General features: G+C 59.3%; 18 protein-coding genes. 3 read left to right on the top strand and 15 right to left on the bottom strand.

Annotation, left to right across the window (positions count from 1 at the left end; all coding sequences use genetic code 11):
* Positions 1-17 precede the first annotated feature (17 nt).
* The 10 genes from NKI29_RS08635 to NKI29_RS08680 all read right to left on the bottom strand — a co-directional run bounded on the left by NKI29_RS08635 (position 18) and on the right by NKI29_RS08680 (position 11,461).
* Positions 18-1,382: a flippase gene (locus tag NKI29_RS08635; RefSeq protein WP_352795909.1), complete on the bottom strand. Its 1,365-nt coding sequence runs from the start codon at positions 1,380-1,382 to the stop codon at positions 18-20.
* Between the two features lie 670 nt (positions 1,383-2,052).
* On the bottom strand, positions 2,053-2,649 hold the full coding sequence (locus tag NKI29_RS08640; RefSeq protein ID WP_352795911.1) for an acyltransferase: 597 nt from the start codon (positions 2,647-2,649) through the stop codon (positions 2,053-2,055).
* Positions 2,649-3,821: a glycosyltransferase family 4 protein gene (locus NKI29_RS08645; RefSeq protein ID WP_352795912.1), complete on the bottom strand. Its 1,173-nt coding sequence runs from the start codon at positions 3,819-3,821 to the stop codon at positions 2,649-2,651. The genes NKI29_RS08640 and NKI29_RS08645 overlap by 1 nt, the downstream gene beginning before the upstream one ends.
* 45 nt (positions 3,822-3,866) lie before the next feature.
* Positions 3,867-4,985: a glycosyltransferase family protein gene (locus tag NKI29_RS08650; protein ID WP_352795914.1), complete on the bottom strand. Its 1,119-nt coding sequence runs from the start codon at positions 4,983-4,985 to the stop codon at positions 3,867-3,869.
* Between the two features lie 62 nt (positions 4,986-5,047).
* A complete protein-coding gene (locus NKI29_RS08655) occupies positions 5,048-5,815 on the bottom strand; it encodes a glycosyltransferase family 2 protein (protein WP_352795915.1) in 768 nt (255 codons plus the stop codon).
* A gap of 21 nt (positions 5,816-5,836) precedes the next feature.
* Complete coding sequence (gmd, locus tag NKI29_RS08660; RefSeq protein ID WP_352795917.1) at positions 5,837-6,931, bottom strand: GDP-mannose 4,6-dehydratase; 1,095 nt, start codon at positions 6,929-6,931, stop codon at positions 5,837-5,839.
* A gap of 99 nt (positions 6,932-7,030) precedes the next feature.
* Positions 7,031-8,221, bottom strand: coding sequence for a sugar transferase (locus NKI29_RS08665; protein WP_352795918.1), 1,191 nt, complete (start codon positions 8,219-8,221; stop codon positions 7,031-7,033).
* Between the two features lie 220 nt (positions 8,222-8,441).
* On the bottom strand, positions 8,442-9,758 hold the full coding sequence (locus tag NKI29_RS08670) for a UDP-glucose dehydrogenase family protein (RefSeq protein ID WP_352795919.1): 1,317 nt from the start codon (positions 9,756-9,758) through the stop codon (positions 8,442-8,444).
* A gap of 146 nt (positions 9,759-9,904) precedes the next feature.
* Positions 9,905-10,495 carry a transcription termination/antitermination protein NusG gene (gene nusG, locus NKI29_RS08675; protein WP_352795921.1) on the bottom strand — a complete coding sequence of 197 codons (591 nt, stop codon included), beginning with the start codon at positions 10,493-10,495 and terminating at the stop codon, positions 9,905-9,907.
* Between the two features lie 375 nt (positions 10,496-10,870).
* Positions 10,871-11,461, bottom strand: a complete 591-nt coding sequence (locus NKI29_RS08680) for a biotin transporter BioY (protein ID WP_352795922.1) — start codon at positions 11,459-11,461, stop codon at positions 10,871-10,873.
* 114 nt (positions 11,462-11,575) lie between these two features.
* Between NKI29_RS08680 and NKI29_RS08685 the strand changes: the two genes are divergently transcribed.
* Positions 11,576-12,484, top strand: coding sequence for an MBL fold metallo-hydrolase (locus tag NKI29_RS08685; protein WP_352795923.1), 909 nt, complete (start codon positions 11,576-11,578; stop codon positions 12,482-12,484).
* A 13-nt stretch (positions 12,485-12,497) separates the two neighbouring features.
* On the opposite strand, the gene NKI29_RS08690 is transcribed toward NKI29_RS08685, so the two are convergent.
* Together NKI29_RS08690 and NKI29_RS08695 are read right to left on the bottom strand one after the other, a co-directional pair.
* Positions 12,498-13,283 carry a DUF1499 domain-containing protein gene (locus NKI29_RS08690; RefSeq protein WP_352692389.1) on the bottom strand — a complete coding sequence of 262 codons (786 nt, stop codon included), beginning with the start codon at positions 13,281-13,283 and terminating at the stop codon, positions 12,498-12,500.
* 83 nt (positions 13,284-13,366) lie between these two features.
* Positions 13,367-14,995, bottom strand: a complete 1,629-nt coding sequence (locus NKI29_RS08695; RefSeq protein WP_352795925.1) for a fatty-acid--CoA ligase — start codon at positions 14,993-14,995, stop codon at positions 13,367-13,369.
* 175 nt (positions 14,996-15,170) lie between these two features.
* Here NKI29_RS08695 and NKI29_RS08700 point away from each other — a divergent pair, with 175 nt between their 5' ends.
* Entirely contained in the window at positions 15,171-15,557 is a 387-nt protein-coding gene (locus NKI29_RS08700; RefSeq protein WP_352724196.1) for a hypothetical protein, read from the top strand.
* 127 nt (positions 15,558-15,684) lie between these two features.
* Positions 15,685-16,074 carry a DUF427 domain-containing protein gene (locus tag NKI29_RS08705; protein WP_352795927.1) on the top strand — a complete coding sequence of 130 codons (390 nt, stop codon included), beginning with the start codon at positions 15,685-15,687 and terminating at the stop codon, positions 16,072-16,074.
* Here NKI29_RS08705 and NKI29_RS08710 read toward each other — a convergent pair whose 3' ends face one another.
* From NKI29_RS08710 to ppdK, 3 genes are all read right to left on the bottom strand, one after another.
* Positions 16,075-16,812: a polysaccharide deacetylase family protein gene (locus NKI29_RS08710; RefSeq protein ID WP_352795929.1), complete on the bottom strand. Its 738-nt coding sequence runs from the start codon at positions 16,810-16,812 to the stop codon at positions 16,075-16,077. It abuts the gene before it with no gap.
* Positions 16,813-16,952: 140 nt separating this feature from the next.
* Entirely contained in the window at positions 16,953-18,056 is a 1,104-nt protein-coding gene (locus tag NKI29_RS08715) for a glycosyltransferase family 9 protein (protein WP_352795931.1), read from the bottom strand.
* 135 nt (positions 18,057-18,191) lie between these two features.
* Complete coding sequence (gene ppdK, locus NKI29_RS08720; RefSeq protein WP_352795933.1) at positions 18,192-20,870, bottom strand: pyruvate, phosphate dikinase; 2,679 nt, start codon at positions 20,868-20,870, stop codon at positions 18,192-18,194.
* Between the last annotated feature and the right edge of the window lie 106 nt (positions 20,871-20,976).

Raw genomic sequence — 20,976 nt, forward strand, 5'->3', positions numbered from 1 at the left:
CACTGAGAATAGCCCAGTCAGGCATAGGCGGTTCGTCTTACATACTTCAAAAACTCTTTGGGGGCGCGCCACGGCATCAAGGCGGAACGCGACATCATTACGAAAATCGGCCTCGTTCGGCGTGGGATGGCCAAAGTGAGGTAGGAGGCCGTCGCATATGACGCGAGCGTGGCAAAAGCGGCACCAATACTCCCATAGTGAGGAATGAGAACGAAATTAAGTGCCACATTCGTAAGCGCACCGAGGCCTTCGGTTAAAAGGAAGAATGTGGCACCACCTCCGATGATCGTCCACCTCGTGAATGCGATTCGCATGAACAAGAAGGGCGCAGACAGAACATGAACCAGCAACACCGGAACCGATGGATCGTACTCAGCTCCAAAAAGAAGCCGGATAATTGGCCCACCAAGCAAGAACATCATTGCGATCATGCCAAGCCCCGCTAGCCACAAGACATCGAAAACGGTCTGAAGCCGCCTGCCAAACAAATCTTGATCGGTTTTCGCCGACTCGATCAGTTTGGGGAACACACTGGCAACCAACGCGGCCGGCACGAAATATGCCGCCTCGGAAAGGGTTGCTGCCACCGCATAGGTACCAACCTCTGCCGGGCTCGCCAGCCAGCGGAGCATGATCATGTCGACCTTTAGATAAATGATCGCAAAGATGGACCCAACGAAAAGCATCCAGCTTTCAGCGAGCAGCACCCTTGCTAATGCCGGAGAGAAGCGCCATGCCGACAAAAGCGGACCTTTCTGCTGCTTATAAAAGCGGAACGAGAGCATCGCCGCGATCAACACCTGGACCACATTTGCAGCGGCGAACACCATCACGCCAGCCCCGATCCATACCAGCCCGAGTTTTCCCAGGCCGACCACTAACGAGGATACGCTGGAGGAAATGGCACTGTACCGGGCCTGAACGCGCGAGTGAAACCAGAGTCCGAAGAACCCTGACAGCGACGCTAGCGGTATGAACGCTGCAGCCAAAAACAACATTGCACGCTCGGTCGAATTCACACCGATAGACAGCGCATAGACGACCAAACCCGCGGCTCCTAGCAAATGCCCGGCGAACTTCAGCACGAACACTGTGCCGAGTACGCGTGGCACATCGTCAGGGCGGTTGATGATTTCTCGAATGACCAGCCCGTCGAGCCCAAGTTGTCCGACAACCGCGAACAGGAGCGCCGTAGAGAACGTATACGATAGCAATCCAAACTCACTCGGGCCGAGGTGGCGAGCCACTACGGCCACCACTAAAAGCCCTATCAGATTCGCCACCAGCCTCTCAGAAATTAACCAGAGAGAGTTTGAAATATACCTCCAGTATACTTTAACAAGGACTAAAAACGTCCGGAATCCCATGAGAATCTTATCCACGACAAGGTTCGCTCATATTTCTCATTTCTGACAATCTCCTCGGCTTATGTTTTGACGAAGCCGATGTCGGGAGTCTCGGATGCTTTCGTTGCAGAAAGCGGCACTGCCCGTACCGCTGTTCTTTCAAGCGATGGGTTGATGCGCCTGTGTTGCATTCACGCGTCGGATTGGCCGAGCTGGTACACCTGCCGCTAATATATCCGATTCGATGTCAGTTCTATACGACGTGTCATGATCAAGCTCGTTGCGCAGGATGGTCACCATCGATAGACCCAAGTCGGCGAAGACTCCGACAAACGCAGTAGCAGCTTGAGCAAACGCGTCATCAGCGCCATGTAGCCGAATTGTGTGAGAAGATCAAAGCCTGGGCGCAGAGGGCTATGATCCCTCCAGATGCCGTGCGCTGCCCGAGATCGCGCGTCGAATGCTCACTGCTCAGCACCGGACCTTTTGATGTATCGGAACGACCGGACAGAGCTTTCGTCACAATAGCATTAGCATTCCACTGCGCCCTTGTCGGCTGGTCGCAGGGCCACGCGCGTAGCTATATGGCATCTGCCGCAATCTGCGGCGTCCGCCCTTTTTAGCGGCATCAAATGCTATGATCATGCTGGACCTTATCCCCAACCAGTGTCGGCCATCATCCACGCGCTGTTGAGGAAATAGCTCTTCATTCAATCGACCCGGCATGCGCCAAGGGCCGTATGACCCTGCAGGGCACGCCGCCGGCCAGGCAATCCGGCGGGATGTCGGAAGTGACGACGCTCCCCGCCGCGATGACGGAGCGCGCGCCAATCCTCACCCCTTTCAGGACGGTCACGTTGGCACAGAGCCAGACATCGTCCTCAATCACGATTGGCGCGGAAAGAGTGCCACGCCCTTGCCGCCGGTCCAGATAATCAACGGCATGAAAGTCGGTGTCGAAAATATTGCAGTTCACTCCGACCAGAACATTATTTCCAATCGCAATGCTCTCGACACAAAAGATCGACGCTCCTGAAATCCCGACATTATCTCCTATGGAGATTTTTCCGGACGACCCGACGACCAGTTGAGTTGGATGATTTATACCGGCTCGATTGAACCTGGACTTACTGACGATGGTTACGTGATCTCCAATCTCGAGGATGCCTGCCCCGCCCAGCCCAACTGGCCCGAGGACTGACAAGCGACGAGGCCGCTTTCTGCGCCTCACCGCAAACTGAAGCGTTGCGAGCGCGTTCCAGAAAAGGCGCTCGCTTCGATCAAGCAACTTGAAGGGGAACATCAACGCCTTGATTCTGACAGATCGCGATAAAGCTTTTGAATTGCCGCGACATTTTGATCTATGTGGAACCTGGTCATTGCGAACTGGCGTGCGCCCAGTCCCATATCGAGCCGGGTATCGCGCCGGCAGAGTTTTTCGATCGCTTCGAGAAGACTGCCGGAAGAGGACATTTCGAAGCTCAACCCGGTTTTGCCTTCTTCAATCACCTCAAGCAAATTCGGCAGGCGGGTGACCAAGCCCGGGCGTCCTGCCGACGCTCCTTCAAAAATGCACCGAGCACTGTGACTTGTCAGAAAGGGTGCAATTACGACGTCACTGGCCGTGAGAACGGGAACGATGTCATCTATGAATGGCATGGCGCTGCACCGGCGGCTTGCGTTTATCGCCTCCAATGCTGCTTTTCCGTAGGCTCCTTCGTTTTTTCCAAAGCCTGCAAATACAAATCTAGCGCAGTCGGGAAGGCGCGCCTCAAGTGAGTTGACCGCATGTACGAAAGGCAGAATGCCGTTCGACTCCGCAATTCGTGACAATGACAGAAATACGACATCGCCGTCCATCCATCCAAATTGCTGCCTCAATTCAGCAACGCCTCGATCGGGCGTACGGAAGAGACTGCTGTCGACACTATTGTAAACAACCGATGCCGGAACCGCGGTGGTGCCAATGCTATCCAGACCGGCTTTGTCGATAGCAACGAAATGATCAACATGCTTTTTATTCAAACTGCGAAGAATATTGCCCCACCGGTTGTGCAGGATCGGTTCACGAACGTGAGCAATGACCGGGATCGAGGGATCGGCGTGATGCGCGCCCTTGGCGGCGGCTACCATACACGTGGAATTCAGGTGAACAATGTCCGGCCGTATGTCACGGACTAGCTTCCTAGAACATCTAACGAGAAGCGGAAAGGACAGTATCGCGTGTATCTTCGATTTCACGTCCTTGCACGGCGCGACTGTCGATCCATGGAAAGGTCGAATGTCCCGTTCCTCAATTACCTCCGCGCCGGCACCTTCGAATAACTCGCGCACGCCGGAATTGCCGGGGCGAAGCGGCATTGCCACTATTGGAGAGAATTCCTTGCGATCCAGCGATTGTATCAACAATGCCAAACTCTTCGGCGCACCTCCCAGCGCGGTCGCATGATGAAAGTATAATACTTTCTTCACCATTTATGCGCAGCCACAATGCCCTGATCCGGCTTATAAATTAAGGCATCAGGCTTGGTCATGTCGCTCCCTCGAAGAATTCGGCGTCGGTATGCGTGACCCGTCCAAGGCACGCATTGTGGAGGAGATGAAATCATTGCGCCACGACTCTATCTTTTGCTCACGTTCTTTTGTTGCCGCCGTGCCCCGGTCTGCTTTGGCAATCTTGCTTAGCTCAGTTGCCGCCGCGTCACAGTCGCCAAAATCGATTGCATGGACCGGAGCGTCGAACTTCCGAGCTGCCGTCTCGATCAACGAGCCACGGCGCACAATCGCGGGAACGCCAAATTGCAGCGCCCGGCCAAAAACTCCCGACGCCTGATCGTATCTCGGATCGTAGCAGGCCCACACTGCGTCGGCGACACCATACAGGCTTTCCCACTCGGCATCGGTGAGCCGCCGGTCAATATGCATTCCTCCCATTGATTTGAACCGGGAAGCCAATGCCTGCTCCGATTTCGCCGTACCAGCACTTATAAAATACACCCGTTTGGCGATATCCGGATTGGCCTCGAGAATTTCCACCATGAAGGCAAAGCCTTTGTGCACCGAGGCAGAACCAAGCCAGCAGACGATCGGCCGACCGCCAGCCAGGCGGTGGACTTCAGTCGCCACTGGCGTATGGCCGGGCTGCCTCAAGACGTGACCGTCGTGCATGTCCCACCACTGCGGATCGTGAAGGCCGACATCGACAACGCTGCCATATTCCGGAGCCAGACTGAGAGGTATGATACTCGCGACCGTGACCTTTGGCACAAGCCTCAGAACAACAAAAATGCTTTTCTTAAGAAATCGCTTGAAGTTGAAGGGTCCGAAGCAGGACTGCGGCCCTAGAAACAATGCAACAGTCGCCCTTCCAAGAGCCGCCCGCCGGAGAGCTATCGAGGCAAAAGAAACCAGGTCGTCATCGAGGGTCGCAAAAAAGAGACGATCGGCCGCCAGCAGTCTTTTTTTAAGAGCCCGTGACATTGGCCCCATTACAGGAGACAGGCCCAAAACCGGTCCCAACAGGTCAGCATAAGACTGCCTGTGTCCCGAACCCGATTTCACATATATGATTCCCATGCTTTGGTGACGAGGCTCTGCTGCACTTCCGATATCTGCATTGGACGGCTTGCTGTCGTTCACGGCGTACCGTCCCGCATCACTGCGCCCGATGAAACGCCGCCCTATCGAGCACCGCCAGGTCTCTATCCCTTCGACTTGAGAGGTTGTTTGGACAAGAATTGTCCCAACTTCCGTGCCGGCTTTGCGATAAGCGCGTAGTCGACCGGACCTGATCCGAGCCACCGGCGTCGGGAACGCAGCGCTTCCAGATTATGCCCAAGGTGCGAACGGAAGCTCCTTGTGCTGGCTCCCCCGATCATCATGTCGACGAGGACCTGATCGATTGTCGCTATCCTGAATCCGTGGAGCTCGACGGCTCTCAGCATCCAGTCGTAGTCGGAGGAGACTTTGAGTGACAGGTCGAACGGCCCGATTTGTTCCGCGACGGCGCGCCGGACATAGAAGGTCGGGTGGGCAGGCATCCAGCCCGAACGGAACCCATCACGGGGTCTTGGCTCTGCCCGCCAGCGCCGGACCACCCGCTTGCTTTCATGGTTTTCAACGAAGTCGAGGTGGCCGTGGACAATATCGCTTTCAGCAAGCGCCTCGCTGATCTTGCCGAGCACGGAAGCGTCATGAAATACATCGTCCGCGTTAAGGGCTCCGATCGCCTCACCCGTGCAAAGTGCCAGCCCTTTGTTCAACGCGTCATACATGCCGCGGTCGGGCTCGCTGATGACCTGCAATCCTTGCCCAGCATAGGAGCGGACAATCGCGAGCGTTTCGTCGGTCGATGCACCGTCGACGACGATCAATTCCTTGCCCTGGTGATCTTGGGCAAAGAAACTGTCGAGCGTATGACGAATTGTTGCCGCCGAATTCCAGCAGACCGTTAGAACGGAAATCTTCATGTTCGCGGGGGCTCGTCGCGGCTACCGGGCCGCCTTGCGGTTGTGCTCTTCGTCAAGCCGGCGATGCTCGAATTCGCGCGCCACCACCTTGAGGTCGGATTGAACCATCTCGCGCACCATCTCATCTAGCGACGTCGTCGCCTTCCAGCCAAGGATCCGTTCGGCCTTCGAAGGGTCACCGAGCAGCAGGTCGACCTCGGTCGGCCGGAAATAGCGCGGATCGACCTCGACCAATATCCTGCCGGTTTTCGTGTCGACACCCTTTTCGTCAACCCCGGAACCGTTCCACTGAATGCGGACCCCAACTTCGGCGAAGGCGAGTTCGACAAATTTCCGAACGGAGTTCTTGATCCCTGTGGCCAGCACATAGTCGTCCGGGGTTTCCTGCTGAAGGATCCTCCACATGCCTTCGACATAGTCGCGCGCATGTCCCCAATCGCGCTCGGCAGACAGATTGCCAAGATAAAGCTTGTCCTGAAGGCCGAGGCTGATAGCCGCAGCGGCTCGCGTGATCTTGCGGGTCACGAACGTTTCGCCCCGCATTGGGCTCTCGTGGTTGAACAGAATTCCGTTGGAAGCGTGAATGCCATAGGCTTCGCGGTAGTTCACCGTGATCCAGTAGCCATAGATCTTTGCGGCCGCATAGGGCGAGCGGGGATAAAAAGGCGTCGTTTCCTTCTGTGGGACTTCCTGCACCTTGCCATAGAGCTCTGAAGTCGATGCCTGATAGAACCGCGTCTTTTTTGTCAGGCCAAGCAGCCGGATGGCTTCCAGAAGGCGCAACGTGCCTATCGCGTCGGCATTCGCCGTATATTCCGCGGTCTCGAAGCTCACCTGGACATGCGATTGCGCCGCGAGATTGTAGATCTCGTCCGGCTGCACTTCCTGGATTATGCGGATCAGGTTCGTCGCATCGGTCATGTCGCCATAGTGCAGTGAAAAATTGACGCCGGTTTCATGCGGGTCTTGGTAGAGATGATCGATACGGCCCGTATTGAAAGACGACGAACGCCGCTTGATGCCGTGGACTGCGTAGCCCTTGGCGAGCAGGAGGTCGGCGAGATAAGCACCATCCTGGCCGGTGATGCCTGTAATTAGCGCGGTTTTTCGGCTCATTTCATACCCTTCGGCAGCTTAAGAAACATTATCGCCAAGCATTATCCTGGCGCAGTGTTCGACAGATAAATTCGATGGAGGCAAAATTCAGCACGGTCTTTATCGAGATCCGAACCCACTTAGCAGAGTTTTCAACGTTCTCAACACGATGACGAAATCAAGCCACGGCGAGAAATTCTTGATGTAATAGAAGTCATAGTGCAGCTTCTCGGTCTCGTCGTCGTCCTCCGAGACGTATCCTTGATTCACTTGAGCCCACCCTGAAATTCCGGGACGGACGATATTTCGGTAGCGGTAGAATGGCAACGCCACCGAATAGTGGGATGACAAAACTGTCGCCTCAGGGCGAGGCCCGATCCAGCTCATTTCCGAACGAACGATATTTATCAGCTGCGGCAGTTCGTCAATTCTGCTTCTGCGAAGGAAGCGGCCGAGCCGGGTAACCCTGCTGTCACCCGGCTTGGTGACCGCGAGACTGCGAACGTTTGCCGCCTCAGGTTCACTGACGGTCATCGTCCGGAACTTGTAGACCGTAAATGACTTTCCGCCGAAGCCGAGGCGCTCCTGACGAAATATGGCGGGTCCGGGAGATTCCAGCCTGATCAACAGCGCGATCAACAAGAGGAAAGGCGTCAGCACGATCAGCGCCAACAGCGCACAGACCCAGTCGATCGCCTGTTTGATCTTGATATAGGCCTGGTTGGGATTAATTGAGCCCAGCGTGTTTTCGGATAAATGCTCGATTTCGACGCGGCCAGTCAGCGATTCGGTGATTTGCTTGACATGGTAGACCGGAACTCCCGCAAGTGCCCGGTCGGCTATGTAGCGCTCCCAATCGTCGGACAGATCGGCGCGCAGATCGGCAACGACGCCGTTGACACGTTCAATGATCATGTCAGGGGAAACAAGCCAATGCCAGTTCACCCCGCCTATCTCCTCTAGGCGACCAACGGCACCGCCTGGAACCACAGCAAGACTGTAAGGGTCAAGGCGCCGGCTTATGATGGTCAAGACAAAGTACCAGAGAATTGACAACGTCAAGCTGCTGGCCGCCTGGAAGCCGCTATATTCAATTCTGGCTAAGAAAATGACTAAATAAACAATCCCGTAAGAAAAAGCAAATGTCGGAAATATGTAGCCCGAGGCCGCGATGCCCGGGAAATTACCTATACGTCGAAAAGCAAAATAACCTATTGTATGCGCGATAAGGCCTGCCAAGATGGTAATCTGCAGGTTTGAATAATATAGAATTGATGGATCAAATAAAATCCTGACAAGAACAGGGAGCATGATTGCAAAAGCCAAACCGCCCAGGAGTTGAAACCTGACCCTGTGCACGAGGTGGCGCTGTCTTGGCCGATTCATCATCACTATATTCAAGTTCAAAATCTCTGTTGCGAGTTACTGAATTCTTAGTCTCTTCAAATGCTTTTTGCCTGCTTACCTTGTTCTCTGCAGGAACGTTTAACCCCGAAGATTCGAATTCCAGTAGGCTCTTGCTGGACGCTCACTAGACAGGATGCCGCTCTCGGCCAACGCTCGAATAGGCTATTCCTTCCTTCACGACGTCCTCGCCGCGATAGACGTTTCGCAGGTCGACCATCACCGGCGTCGCCATGACTGCACGAAGCCGCTTCAGATCCAGTGACCGAAACGCGTTCCACTCGGTGACGATGACGATCGCGTGCGCGCCGTCGGCCACCGCGTAGGCGCTTTCCCCGAATTCAATGCCCTCTATCATCTTGCGCGCCTGCTCCATGCCGACCGGATCATAGGCCTTGATCGAAGCGCCTGCATCCTGGAGTGCCTGAATGATGGCCAATGAGGGGGCATCGCGCATGTCGTCGGTGTTTGGCTTGAAGGTAAGGCCAAGGATACCGACAGTCTTGCCGCGCACAGAGCCGCCGCAGGCCTCAACCACCTTGCGCGCCATCGCCCGCTTGCGCTGGTCGTTTATCGAGACCGTCGTTTCAATAAGCCGCACGGGGCTTGCCGCGTCCTGCGCGGTCTTGACCAGCGCCAGCGTATCTTTCGGGAAACAGGAGCCACCGTAGCCCGGCCCAGCGTGAAGAAACTTTGCACCGATGCGGTTGTCCATGCCGATGCCGCGCGCGACGTCCTGCACATCGGCCCCCAACCGCTCGCAGAGATCGGCAATTTCGTTGATGAAGGTGATCTTCATGGCCAGAAATGCGTTGCCAGCATATTTGGTAAGCTCAGCCGTACGCCGGCTCGTATAGAATATCGGCGCGACATTCAACGAGAGTGGACGGTAGATCTCGCCCATGACGGCTTTGGCCCGTTCTGCATCGGTCCCGACAATAATGCGGTCGGGCCGCTTGAAATCCTCGATGGCCGATCCTTCGCGAAGAAATTCCGGATTGGAGACCACCGCAAAATCGGCGGCGGAATTTTGCTCGCGGATGATCCGTTCCACCTCATCGCCGGTACCGACAGGGACGGTCGATTTCGTCACCACGACCGTAAATCCTTTGAGCGCGCGGCCAACTTCGGCGGCCGCATCGTAAACGAAGGACAGATCGGCGTGCCCATCGCCACGCCGTGACGGCGTGCCGACGGCTATGAAGACGACATCCGATTGAGAAACGGCATCGGCCAGATTGTCGTCGAAACGCAAGCGACCTTGCGCGGTATTCGTGGTGACGAGGTCATCGAGCCCTGGCTCATAGATCGGTATCTTGCCAAGTTTGAGCATGGCAAGCTTTTCCGCATCCCGGTCGACGCAGCAGACCTGATGGCCAAAGTCGGCGAAGCAGGCGCCCGAGACGAGGCCTACATAGCCGGCACCAATCATTGTTATTCGCATAGCGCGTACTCTCATCAGCGCCGACGAGACGATCTCGTCAGACAGCGCCTAGTCCCACCGAAGAACGGCTACCGCACTCCCGGGTGAAAACCCGAGAGCCGATCCTACACAATTTGCATCGCCTCGCCGCACCTCGATGCTTACGACTATGCGATGGCGACGAGATCCCTGGTATCAAGGTCGACAGGTATCTCGCCATTCATGATCGCAACCAGAACCCGAGCCCTTCCGGCTGGATCGAGCCGGTCAAGGCGACCGATCATTTCCGCGAACGGGCCGGAAAGGATCCGAACCGAAGCACCGGCTGCGAGGCCGCCACTGAAGTCGAGCAGGCCGTGCCTGCCGGTCAACGCAATGAAGCGCTCTACCAGACCGGAGGGGACAGGCAAAGGCCGGTCCCCTTGCATGACGAGGGAGCGCACACCGAACGTTCCGTTGATCGAGCGCCAACGTTGCAGCGCGACGTCAAGGGCGATGAACATATAACCCGGGAAATACGCTGCGGACCGTGTTTCGAGCCGCCGGGCATGACGCACGGTTTTCTCGCAGCGAGGCACAAAGGGCTCGAATCCCTGGATCCGGAGATGCCGCTCTGCGACATGCTCCTTCCCGGGAAAGACGCTGGCCGCATACCAGCGCGTTGCCGGCGCGGCGGTCGGCTCAGGCGACAGGGCTGTTGCCTTGCTCGTTATTTTTTCCGCGCTACTCACGTGTCTTCCTTCGGCGGTCGGCGGCATGATCTCAGGTCAACGGTTACGACAGTGTGTGGATACCAGCAAGCAACCAAGCCACTAGAGTCAAGGCGGTTGGGTTAAGAATTTCCTACACATTGTCCAGAAATTTAGCTGTGCCTAAATAATCATCGAGCCGCTTTCTTTTTCAGCTGGCTGAGATGCTATGTCGAGCAATTTATTTCCATGCGTAGGTGCTTGGTTACGCTGGTCGTGACGAATCGCCCGTTGGTTCTGGTACTTAGTCCGTCGACTTGAAGCTAATGTGACGGATGGCGTCGCGCACAAGCCTGCCGCCAGCGACAAAGATCCTGCACGGCCACACCAACTACGGTGAAAAATCACTGTCGCGCAGAACAGGTTATCACCGCTCGACCGGCTTCACGAACGCTTCAACAGCGACCAGACAGCCGGCACCAAGCTCGCGGCCAGCGCAACCTTGATCAGATCACCGACGATAAAGGGCAACACCCCGAACTGCCAGGATTTTTCCGGGCCGATCAACAGCGCCAGCCAGGCAAAGCCCATTACCATCATGACGATCTCGGCCACCAGCATGGCATTGAAGAGCTTGATAGGATGGCGATCCCAGCCACGGTCGGCAGCCCAGCCGACGATCGCCGCCATGACGACGAAGCCGGCTAGATAACCGCCGGTCGAACCGAGCATGTAAGCGATACCGATGCCCTTTTCGGGCGTGCTCTGGAAGACCGGAAGGCCCAACGCGCCCTCGGCCATGTAGAGAAGCAGCGTTGCGACGCCAAGGCGCATGCCGAAGGAGGCAGCGATCAGGAAGACGGCGAGCGTCTGCATCGAGATGTCTACCGGTCCGAGCATGACCTTGGTCTTGGCAGACAAGATCAGCAGCAACGTTCCGGCGATCGCCAGCAAAAGCTGTCCTGCCAGCCGGGCCGCGCCCTTTTCAGGCAAAGCGAGAGAAATGAGCGGACGCATCGTCGTTGCAATTGCCATAGTCTTCCCCGTTCCGGATTGCCGCCGAACGCGGCCTTGCGTTTTCCTATATTGGCTTCCGTGCTATGCGGCAATCGGTTTTGCCCTCGCCCCAAAAAAGGTCGCGACGTTCGCATGGCGCTGAAATTCGATACACGCTTCGATCCGGCCTATGGCCACGGCGTAGCCGTTGCGCCTGGTATTCAACGCGTCACCGCCAAGAACTCCAGCCCGTTCACCTTTCACGGAACCAACAGCTATATCGTCGGGCGCGAGACGCTGGCAGTGATCGATCCCGGACCGGATGACGAGGCACATCTTCGAACACTGCTCGAAGCGATCGGGACCAGGCCGGTCAGCCATATCTTCATCAGCCACACGCATCGCGACCATTCGCCGCTGGCGGCGCGGCTAAAGCAGCATACGGGTGCGGTGGTTCTGGCGGAGGGCCGGCATCGCCCGGCGCGGCCGTTGCGCACCGGCGAGGTCAGTCCGCTCGATGCCAGCGCCGACACCGACTTTGTTCCTGATATCGCGCTGCCGGACGATATGGTGATCGACGGCGACGGCTGGGCGATCCGGACGGTGCTGACGCCCGGCCATACCGCCAATCACGCGGCCTTCGCGCTGGAGGGAACCGGCATCCTTTTCTCGGCCGATCACGTCATGGCGTGGGCAACCACGATCGTCGCACCGCCGGATGGCGCGATGGCCGAGTACATGACATCGCTCGATCGGCTGATCGAACGTGACGACCGGCTGCTGCTGCCCGGTCATGGTGGGCCGGTGACCGAGCCGCACAGCTTCATGCGCGAGTTGAAAGCGCATCGCAAAATGCGCGAACGCGCAATTCTGGAGCGGATCAACAGCGGCGACCGGACGATCAGGACCATGGTGAAGGCGATCTATCGCGATACCGACCCGCGCCTGCATGGCGCGGCCGGCCTGTCGGTGCTTGCCCATCTGGAAGACCTGGTGGCGCGCGGCCTGGTTCACACCGATGGCGCGCCGGCTATCGACGGCATCTATTCGCCGGCAACGTAGCACACTTCGGATATCATTCCGCCGGCGCCACGCCCACCTGGCCGGCGACTTCCTGGTCGAGTTCGGAAAGGAAATCGGTGATGCGCGCTGCATTGTCGCCAAGGTCGTAGCGGCCGTAACGCGAGGCCGAGCGCATATCGACGATGACCGCATCGCCGTCGTCGGTCACGCGGATGGCGACATCGGCGGGAAGACCAAGCAGCAAGCTCTTGGCCAGCGCATCGACCGTCACGTCGCTTTGCCCTGCTGCGTCTGGAAACGGCGCCGTGAGCTGCCAGCCGCGCCGATCGAGCACCGTTTTGACCGCCTCCAGAACGCGATCGAAAGGCAAGGTGTAGCTGCGTCCGGTAACAAGCGGATAAGCTTCGATTTGCAGGCGCTGCTCGCCGGGTGTCGGCGGCAAAAGCTCGTTCATATCCTTTGTCCGCGTAGAAATATCGAGCGCCGGCGGGTCGTCGAAATCCGTCGAGATGTCGCGCAGCGGCGGATAGGTCGCCGCCCAATAGGCCGCGACAGCGTAAGGGATGAGCACCAGAAACGCCAGCAAGGCGCCGGCGGTCAGGTCTTGGCCGCCACGATCACCGAAGTTCCACAATCGCGCGAAGGCAAACCCGGCAAACAAAAGCGCAAACGCGGCCAGCAAGGCGACAATGCCAAGCACCCATAGGAAAGCTTGGGTCTCGACGAGGTCATAGCGATGGCCGATGAGAGCGGTCAGCAGCAGGACTGCCGAAAACGCGCCGGCGCGCCGCGACCAACCGGCAGCCCTCGACGTTTGTCGCTCGGGAATTCCCGTCATTGGTTTCCGCGCTGCCCCAACCCGAACACAGGCATAGTGCCTTTCAGCGGCGGCTTGAAGACGCAAAGACGCCGCATCTCCGGTCAATCCGTCGGCAGGTGATAATCCCGGAACTGCTGGCGCAAGGTAATCTTCTGGATCTTGCCGGCAGCGGTGTGTGGGATTTCGCCGACAAAAGCGACGTCGTCCGGCATCCACCACTTCGCCACCTTGCCGTCCATGAAAGCGAGAATATCCGTCTTGGTCGGCTCCCTGCCCGGCTTGCGCACGACCACGAGCAAAGGCCGCTCGCCCCATTTCGAATGCGGAATGCCGATGGCGGCGGCCTCCGCCACATCGGGATGGCCGACCGCGAGGTTCTCGAGCTCGATGGTCGAGATCCATTCGCCGCCCGACTTGATCACGTCCTTGGCGCGGTCGGTGATCTGCATATAGCCTCCGGGGTCGATATGCGCGACGTCACCGGTATCGAACCAGCCGTCTTGATCGAACTGTTCGGATCCGATGCCGCCATAATAGGCGCGCGCGATGGCCGGCCCGCGGACCTTGAGCCGGCCGAAGGTCTTGCCGTCCCATGGCAGTTCGTTGCCGGCGTCGTCCGTCACCTTCATTTCGATGCCGAACGGTGTAAAGCCTTGTTTCTGCTGGACGCCGAGGCGGGCCTCGCCCTTCAGCCCGGCGTAATCCGGCTTTAGGGTGCACAGCGTGCCGAGCGGCGACATCTCGGTCATGCCCCAGGCGTGGACGACTTGGACATCGTAACTGTCCTGGAACTTCGTCGTGAGCGCGCGTGGACAGGACGAGCCGCCGATGACGACTTTCTGCAGATAGGGCAGTTTCTTGCCGGTCTCTTCCAGATACTGGAGGAGCATCATCCACACCGTCGGCACTGCGGCGCTGAAGGTCACCTGCTCGGTGTCGAGCAGCTCGTAGAGCGAAGCGCCATCCATTTTGCAACCGGGCATGACCAGCTTGGCGCCGACCATCGGCGCGCTCTGGGCAAGGCCCCAGGCATTGGCGTGAAACATCGGCACGACCGGCAATATGGTATCGCGCGACGACAGGCCCATGGCGTCGGGCATCGCGGCGATCATGGCGTGCAGCACGTTCGAACGATGGCTGTAGAGGACGCCTTTCGGATCGCCCGTCGTGCCCGAGGTGTAGCACATACCGGCGGCGGTGTTTTCGTCGAATGTCTTCCAGGCGAAGTTGCCGTCGGCTTCAGCAAGCCATTCTTCGTACGCAACCACATTGGGCAGCGCAGTCTCCGGCATATGCGCGTTGTCGGTCAGCACGATAACCTGCTTCAACGACTTGACCGCGCCGGCGATCTTTTCGAGCAGCGGCAGGAAGGTCAGGTCGACGAAGATCGCCTTGTCCTCGGCATTGTTCATGATCCAGGTGATCTGCTCGGGAAAGAGCCGCGGGTTGAGCGTGTGATAGATGGCGCCGACACCCATGATGCCGTACCAGGCCTCGATGTGGCGCGCGGTGTTCCAGGCCAGGGTCGCGATGCGGTCGCCAAGCCCGAAACCGTCACGCTCGAGCCGCTCGGCGACCTTCAGGGCACGATCATGGATTTCGGCATATGTGCTGCGCACGATCGGCCCCTCGATCGAACGCGACACGATTTCGCGGCTGCCGTGCTGCCGCTCGGCATTGTCGATCAGCTTGTGGCAAAGCAGCGGCCATTCCTGCATCAGCCCGAGCATCTTGTTCCTCCCGTTATTTTTTCGCCATTGTGGGACGAACCGGCGGATTGTCCAGCCAGGATCGGGCTGGAGCGGGGCATGGAGCCAATTGAGGCCGAATTCGCCACAATCCGGCCATGCTCGGCGTTAACGTTGATTAACGGCGGGGCGCGATTGGCGAATGAAAGAGGTTCGCATGGACGCGCAGCTCGACGACAAAGCCCTCGAAAATACGCTTGCCGAAAGCCTGGCCGATCTGGTGGCGGCCGACGTGGCGCCGGCCGATCTGGTTCCCGGCGCCAAAACCGTTTCCGAAGATGAATTCGTCGAGGTCGTTGGCGGCGCTCTCGAGGCGGTCGGCGGCACACTCTTGTTCAAGATGTGCGTCGAGAACGAGGGCGAAGCCCAGCACGTCGCCGCCGCATCGGTCGGCGATGCCGGCAATCGCCAATTCCTGCTGCTCACCTTGCCGACCAGCGGTGGTGCGCTGAAGGTCGAGACCACCTCGAAAAGCACCAATCCGGTGGCCGGGATTGCCGCCGCCTATGCCGGGCTGATGGACGCATTCCAGGCCGCCGCCTAATTCTAGGCGAGGTATCGGAGGAAAGCGCGAGACTTGCCCCCGTGGGGCGATGCCCGCCTGGTGGCAGGCAGCTATTGCGCAAGGCTCTTGCCAGACACATCTTGGGGTAGAGGCAAGGAGATCCGATATGGACCAGATCGCAAACCCGTCACCCGGCTTTCAGCGCAATCCGGGCAAGGTCATCACAGTCGAGCCTTACAAGGGCACCGTGACGGTGCGCGCCGGCGATGTCGTCATCGCTTCGTCCAACAAGGTCAAAGTGCTGACCGAATCGCCCTACCCCCCGGTTTGCTACGTTCCGTTCGGCGACATCGACTTCAAACAGCTTGGCAAGACCGAACACTCGACCCATTGCCCCTATAAGGGCGATGCCAGCTATTGGAGCGTGCTGCCCGCCGGCGATGCAGGCAAGGATGCGATGTGGGCCTATGAGCGGCCGTTCGACGAGATGGCCGATATCCGCGACCACGGCGCGTTCTATCCGAACAAGGTGACCATCGAGGCCACGCCCGACTGATCAGTCGGTGGTGCCTTCATCGCCGACGCCGTCGGCATCGTCGAGACGCACGAAGGTGAGGCCCTTGGCCTTCAGCGCCAGAAGTCCCTGCACCACGCCTTCGCCGGCCGCATGGGTCGGCTGGTTGATGTGAGCGATGATGACGTCGCCGTCGTTCGCCGCGGCAATGCGCCGGGCGGTCTCTTTTGCGCCGAGCAATGAGCCGCCATCGCCGTTGATTGAGAATCCGGCGATCTTGAAACCAAGCTTGCGTATCATCGCGATTGCCGACGGGCTGTATTCGGCGGTTGCGCCGCGAAACCATTTCGGCGCCGGTTCGCCGGTCACGGCAAGGGCGGCAGCACCCGATTCGACCTCCGCCAGCACGGCCTCCGGGCTGCCGGCACTGCGAATGCCGTAGATCTTTTGCGGCGTGTCGACAGCGGGGACATGGCGGCCGCCATGGTTTTCCAATTCAAACAGTTCGGGATGCGCCCGCATGATCTCGATGGCGGCGGCGTTGTGCTTCAGCCAGATGCCGGTGACGAAAATGGTGGCAGGAATCTTGTTTTCCACCAGCGCCGAGAGAATCCGTGTGTCGGTCCTTCCGCCGCACGCATCGAGCGTCAGCGCGACGCGGCCGCCGCCCGCCTCGGCCTTGATGTGCAGCGTCGGTGCGACGAGCAACTGGGCGTCGCCAGGAGAAACAGCCCACAGCGATATCGCAATGGCGCAAAAATACTTTTGGAACGGGCGCATCGATTATTTCCAGGTCGGCCGGATCAAAGTTGAAGCGGCGACCCCAAGACCGCCATCAAGGCGGAAATCGGGACGATGCCCCTGCAAAAGCGTCGGCAGCGGCAATTTGACCGCCGGCCTGACCTTTGGCAAGCGCGAGGTCACAATGCGTGCTCCACGTCCTTAACCTTACGTGAAAGGATCGCGAGCACCGCGTCGACCACCGCTTTGACCTCAAGTCGCCAGACGCAGCAAGCCTTGCTCGGATCGGGTCGGCGGCACAGGCCCCTGGCTATGCACTCGCAAGGCATGGAGGGCCGCGGCGTAACATTGGCCACGCCGACAGGCCCCCAGACGGCCGGGTCGGTCAGGCCGAACAGGCCGACAACCGGCGTTCCGGCGGCGGCGGCCATGTGCATCGGGCCACTCTCGTTTCCCAGAAACAGGCGTGCCTGGCCGAGGACCGCCAGCAGCGTTGCCAGCGACAGCGCCCCGACCACGTTGACGAGCGGCGAAGCGGCCTTGGCGACGATGCGCTCGGCAGATGCCCGTTCATCGGGGCCGCCGACAAGCAGGAAGTCCAACCCGGTCTGCCGCGAGATCTCGTCGATCGCCAGCGCAAAACGTTCCGGCTGCCATTGCCGCCCCCGGAAGCTCGCTCCTGCATGAACGGCTATGAAGGCGTTACGCCGGAGTTGATGCCGGTCGAGAAGCGCCAATGCCCTGGCGGTCTCCAGCGGCAGCGGCTCAATCGTTGGGACCGGCGCACGCAACTCCACGCCAAGCGCCTCAAGCGGCGAAAGATAGCGGTAGAGATAATGCTGGCCACCAAAGCCAAACGGCTTGGCTAGGACGTTGGCGGGCTGGCGTTCCAGCCAGCGCAACGGTTTTTCGGGAGGATCATATCCGACGCGGGTCTTGGCGTTGACGAGCCTGACGATGATGCGTGAGGTTTTGGAATCGGCCAGGTCGATGGTCAGGTCAAACCGGAACCGGCGCAGAGCGCGCACCATCGCGTAAAGCTCGCGACCACGCTGCACAGGGGTGCCACGCATCCGTACGCGCCGGAACGCCACCACGTCCGAGGTGATGCCATGAGCCAACAGGAAACTGGCAAAGTTCGCCTCGCAAAGGAACACTATCCTGGCCTTTGGATATTGGAGGCACAGGTTTCTGGCGAGCGCGGAAGCGAGGACAAGATCGCCGATGAATTTCGTCTGGAGGATGAGAATCGAGCGGACGTGCGTGGGCGGGTTCTGCAACATCTGTTTCTGGCACCGGGGCGGGTTCGGGGGCCGGAAACTGGGCAGAAACGATGTCGGGATTTGGAGCCGACAGACGCACGTTCGCGTGAATTCGGTTACAAATCGGTAAGGTCAGATGCCGGTGGACTCCAACTCCTATCCGCGGCCGTTCTTTGCAGCCTGCACCGCCGCTTGCGCGGCGGCCAGCCTGGCGATCGGCACCCGGTATGGCGAGCACGAGACGTAGTCGAGGCCGACCTTTTCGCAGAAATGGATCGAGGCCGGGTCGCCGCCGTGCTCGCCGCAAATACCGAGCTTGATGTCGGGCCGCGTCGCCCTGCCCTTTTCGGCCGCCATCCGCACCAGCTCGCCGACACCCTCTATGTCGAGCGACACGAAGGGATCCTGCTCGATGATGCCTTTTTTCCGGTAGGTCTCGAGGAACGAGGCGGCATCGTCGCGCGAGATGCCGAAGGTGGTCTGGGTCAGATCGTTGGTGCCGAAAGAGAAGAATTCGGCCGCCTCGGCAATGACATGAGCGCGGATCGCGGCGCGCGGCAGTTCGATCATCGTGCCTGTCAGATAGTCGATCCTGACACCGGTCTCCTCCATCACGCTTTTGGCGACCGCATCGATACGTGCCTTGACGAAGTCGAGCTCCTTCACCAGCCCGACCAGCGGCACCATGATTTCGGGGACCACCAGCGCGCCGGCCTTCCTGCCGGCCTCCACGGCCGCCTCGAAGATGGCTCGTGCCTGCATCTCGGCGATTTCGGGATATGAGACGGCAAGCCGGCAGCCGCGATGGCCGAGCATCGGATTAAACTCATGCAACGCTTCGGTGCGCCGCCGGAGCTTGTCCGGCGACACATTCATGGCGGCGGCGACCTCGGCCACCTCCTCCTCGGTCTTGGGCAGGAATTCGTGCAGCGGCGGATCGAGCAGGCGGATCGTCACCGGCAGCCCGGCCATGATCTCGAACAGTTCGAGGAAATCCGAGCGCTGCATCGGCAACAGCTTGGCCAGCGCCGTTCGCCGATCCTTTTCCGTATCGGCCAGGATCATCTCGCGCATGGCAACGATGCGGTCGCCGTCGAAGAACATGTGTTCGGTGCGGCAAAGACCGATGCCTTCGGCGCCGAAGGAGCGCGCCATGCGCGCATCGAGCGGCGTCTCGGCATTGGTGCGCACCTTCATGCGGCGCGCGCCGTCGGCCCATTCCATGATGGCGGCGAAATCGCCCGAGAGTTCCGGCTGCAGCATCGGTACCGCGCCTTTCAGCACCTGGCCGTTGCCGCCGTCGATGGTGATGATATCGCCCTTGCGGAACGTCGATCCCATCGCCATCAGCGTGCCGGCCTTGTAGTCGACGCGCAGCGAGCCGGCGCCCGAAACGCAAGGCTTGCCCATGCCACGCGCCACAACAGCGGCGTGGCTGGTCATGCCGCCGCGCGTCGTCAGGATGCCTTCGGCCGCATGCATGCCATGGATGTCTTCGGGGCTGGTCTCGATGCGCACCAGGATCGCCTTGCGGCCTTGTGTCTTGGCCTCCTCGGCGTCGTTCGAGGAAAACACGATTTCGCCGGTGGCAGCACCTGGCGATGCCGGCAGGCCGACGCCGATGATATCGAGCGCCGCTTTTGGATCGATTGTCGGATGCAGCAACTGGTCGAGCGAGGCCGGATCAATGCGGGCGACGGCCTCTTCCTTCGAAATCAGCCCGTCCCTGGCCATGTCGACGGCAATCTTCAGTGCCGCCTTGGCGGTGCGTTTGCCTGACCTGGTCTGCAGCATCCACAATTTGCCGCGCTCGATGGTGAATTCGAGATCCTGCATGTCGCGGTAATGCTTTTCCAGGCGGTCGGAGATGCTGACGAAAGCCTGGAAGGCGTCAGGCATCAGCTTCTGCAGCGACGGCTTGTCGGAGCCGGCGGCAATGCGCGCCGCCTCGGTGATGTTCTGCGGCGTACGGATGCCGGCAACGACATCCTCGCCCTGGGCGTTGACCAGGAACTCGCCATAAAGCTGCTTTTCGCCGGTCGACGGATTGCGGGTGAAGGCAACGCCGGTGGCCGAGGTGTCGCCCATATTGCCGAAGACCATGGCCTGGACATTGACCGCCGTGCCCCAGCTTTCGGGAATGTCGTGCAGGCGCCGATAGGTGATCGCGCGGTTGTTCATCCAGCTGGAAAACACCGCACCGATGGCGCCCCAGAGCTGCTCGTTCGGATCCTGCGGAAACGGCTTGCCGAGCTCCTCCTCGACCTTGGCCTTGTAGAGCGCGATTACGCCTTGCCATTCGATGGCTGTCAGCTCGGTGTCGAGCTCATGGCCGAGCCCACCCTTCTGGTCTTCGAGGATCTCCTCGAAGGCCTCATGGTCGAGGCCCATGACGACGTCGGAATACATCTGGATGAAACGGCGATAGCTGTCATAGGCAAAGCGCGGATCGCCTGAATCGGCGGCCAAGGCTTCGACCGTCTCGTCGTTGAGGCCGAGATTGAGCACGGTGTCCATCATGCCGGGCATGGAAGCGCGGGCACCGGAGCGCACGGACACCAAAAGCAGTTTCGACGGATCGCCGAAACGGCGCCCGGTCAGCCGACCGATGTGATCGAGGGCGACCGCCACATCCGCCTCCAGCGAGGCCGGATAGGCGTGGCCGTTGGCGTAATAAGCGTTGCAGACCTCGGTGGTGATGGTGAAGCCTGGCGGCACCGGAAGGCCCAGGCTACACATTTCGGCAAGGTTGGCGCCCTTGCCGCCGAGCAGATTGCGGTCGCCGGCACGGCCTTCCGCGGCGCCGTCGCCAAAGGTGTACACCCATTTGGTCATGCTTGCTCCCCGGTTGCAGGAGATTGGAAATATTGGCAAATCGAGCGATATGATGCTGCAGTGCGAAAGGCAAGGCATCGACCAAGCCGGCTGGCCTCTACAATCG

The organism is Mesorhizobium sp. M0678 (assembly GCF_040320505.1).
Classification (GTDB): Bacteria; Pseudomonadota; Alphaproteobacteria; order Rhizobiales; family Rhizobiaceae; genus Mesorhizobium.

What these genes read in the sequence shown, in the direction of transcription:
- nusG (WP_352795921.1), bottom strand. Translation starts at nt 10,495, where the DNA reads ATGCCGCCGACCGCCGAAGGAAGACACGTGAGTAGCGCGGAAAAAATA.
- NKI29_RS08705 (WP_352795927.1), top strand. Translation starts at nt 15,685, where the DNA reads ATGGACCAGATCGCAAACCCGTCACCCGGCTTTCAGCGCAATCCGGGC.
- ppdK (WP_352795933.1), bottom strand. Translation starts at nt 20,870, where the DNA reads ATGACCAAATGGGTGTACACCTTTGGCGACGGCGCCGCGGAAGGCCGT.
- NKI29_RS08710 (WP_352795929.1), bottom strand. Translation starts at nt 16,812, where the DNA reads ATGCGCCCGTTCCAAAAGTATTTTTGCGCCATTGCGATATCGCTGTGG.
- NKI29_RS08685 (WP_352795923.1), top strand. Translation starts at nt 11,576, where the DNA reads ATGGCGCTGAAATTCGATACACGCTTCGATCCGGCCTATGGCCACGGC.
- NKI29_RS08645 (WP_352795912.1), bottom strand. Translation starts at nt 3,821, where the DNA reads ATGGTGAAGAAAGTATTATACTTTCATCATGCGACCGCGCTGGGAGGT.
- NKI29_RS08665 (WP_352795918.1), bottom strand. Translation starts at nt 8,221, where the DNA reads ATGCTCCCTGTTCTTGTCAGGATTTTATTTGATCCATCAATTCTATAT.
- gmd (WP_352795917.1), bottom strand. Translation starts at nt 6,931, where the DNA reads ATGAGCCGAAAAACCGCGCTAATTACAGGCATCACCGGCCAGGATGGT.
- NKI29_RS08670 (WP_352795919.1), bottom strand. Translation starts at nt 9,758, where the DNA reads ATGCGAATAACAATGATTGGTGCCGGCTATGTAGGCCTCGTCTCGGGC.
- NKI29_RS08695 (WP_352795925.1), bottom strand. Translation starts at nt 14,995, where the DNA reads ATGCTCGGGCTGATGCAGGAATGGCCGCTGCTTTGCCACAAGCTGATC.
- NKI29_RS08680 (WP_352795922.1), bottom strand. Translation starts at nt 11,461, where the DNA reads ATGGCAATTGCAACGACGATGCGTCCGCTCATTTCTCTCGCTTTGCCT.
- NKI29_RS08700 (WP_352724196.1), top strand. Translation starts at nt 15,171, where the DNA reads ATGGACGCGCAGCTCGACGACAAAGCCCTCGAAAATACGCTTGCCGAA.
- NKI29_RS08640 (WP_352795911.1), bottom strand. Translation starts at nt 2,649, where the DNA reads ATGTTCCCCTTCAAGTTGCTTGATCGAAGCGAGCGCCTTTTCTGGAAC.
- NKI29_RS08715 (WP_352795931.1), bottom strand. Translation starts at nt 18,056, where the DNA reads ATGTTGCAGAACCCGCCCACGCACGTCCGCTCGATTCTCATCCTCCAG.
- NKI29_RS08690 (WP_352692389.1), bottom strand. Translation starts at nt 13,283, where the DNA reads ATGACGGGAATTCCCGAGCGACAAACGTCGAGGGCTGCCGGTTGGTCG.
- NKI29_RS08655 (WP_352795915.1), bottom strand. Translation starts at nt 5,815, where the DNA reads ATGAAGATTTCCGTTCTAACGGTCTGCTGGAATTCGGCGGCAACAATT.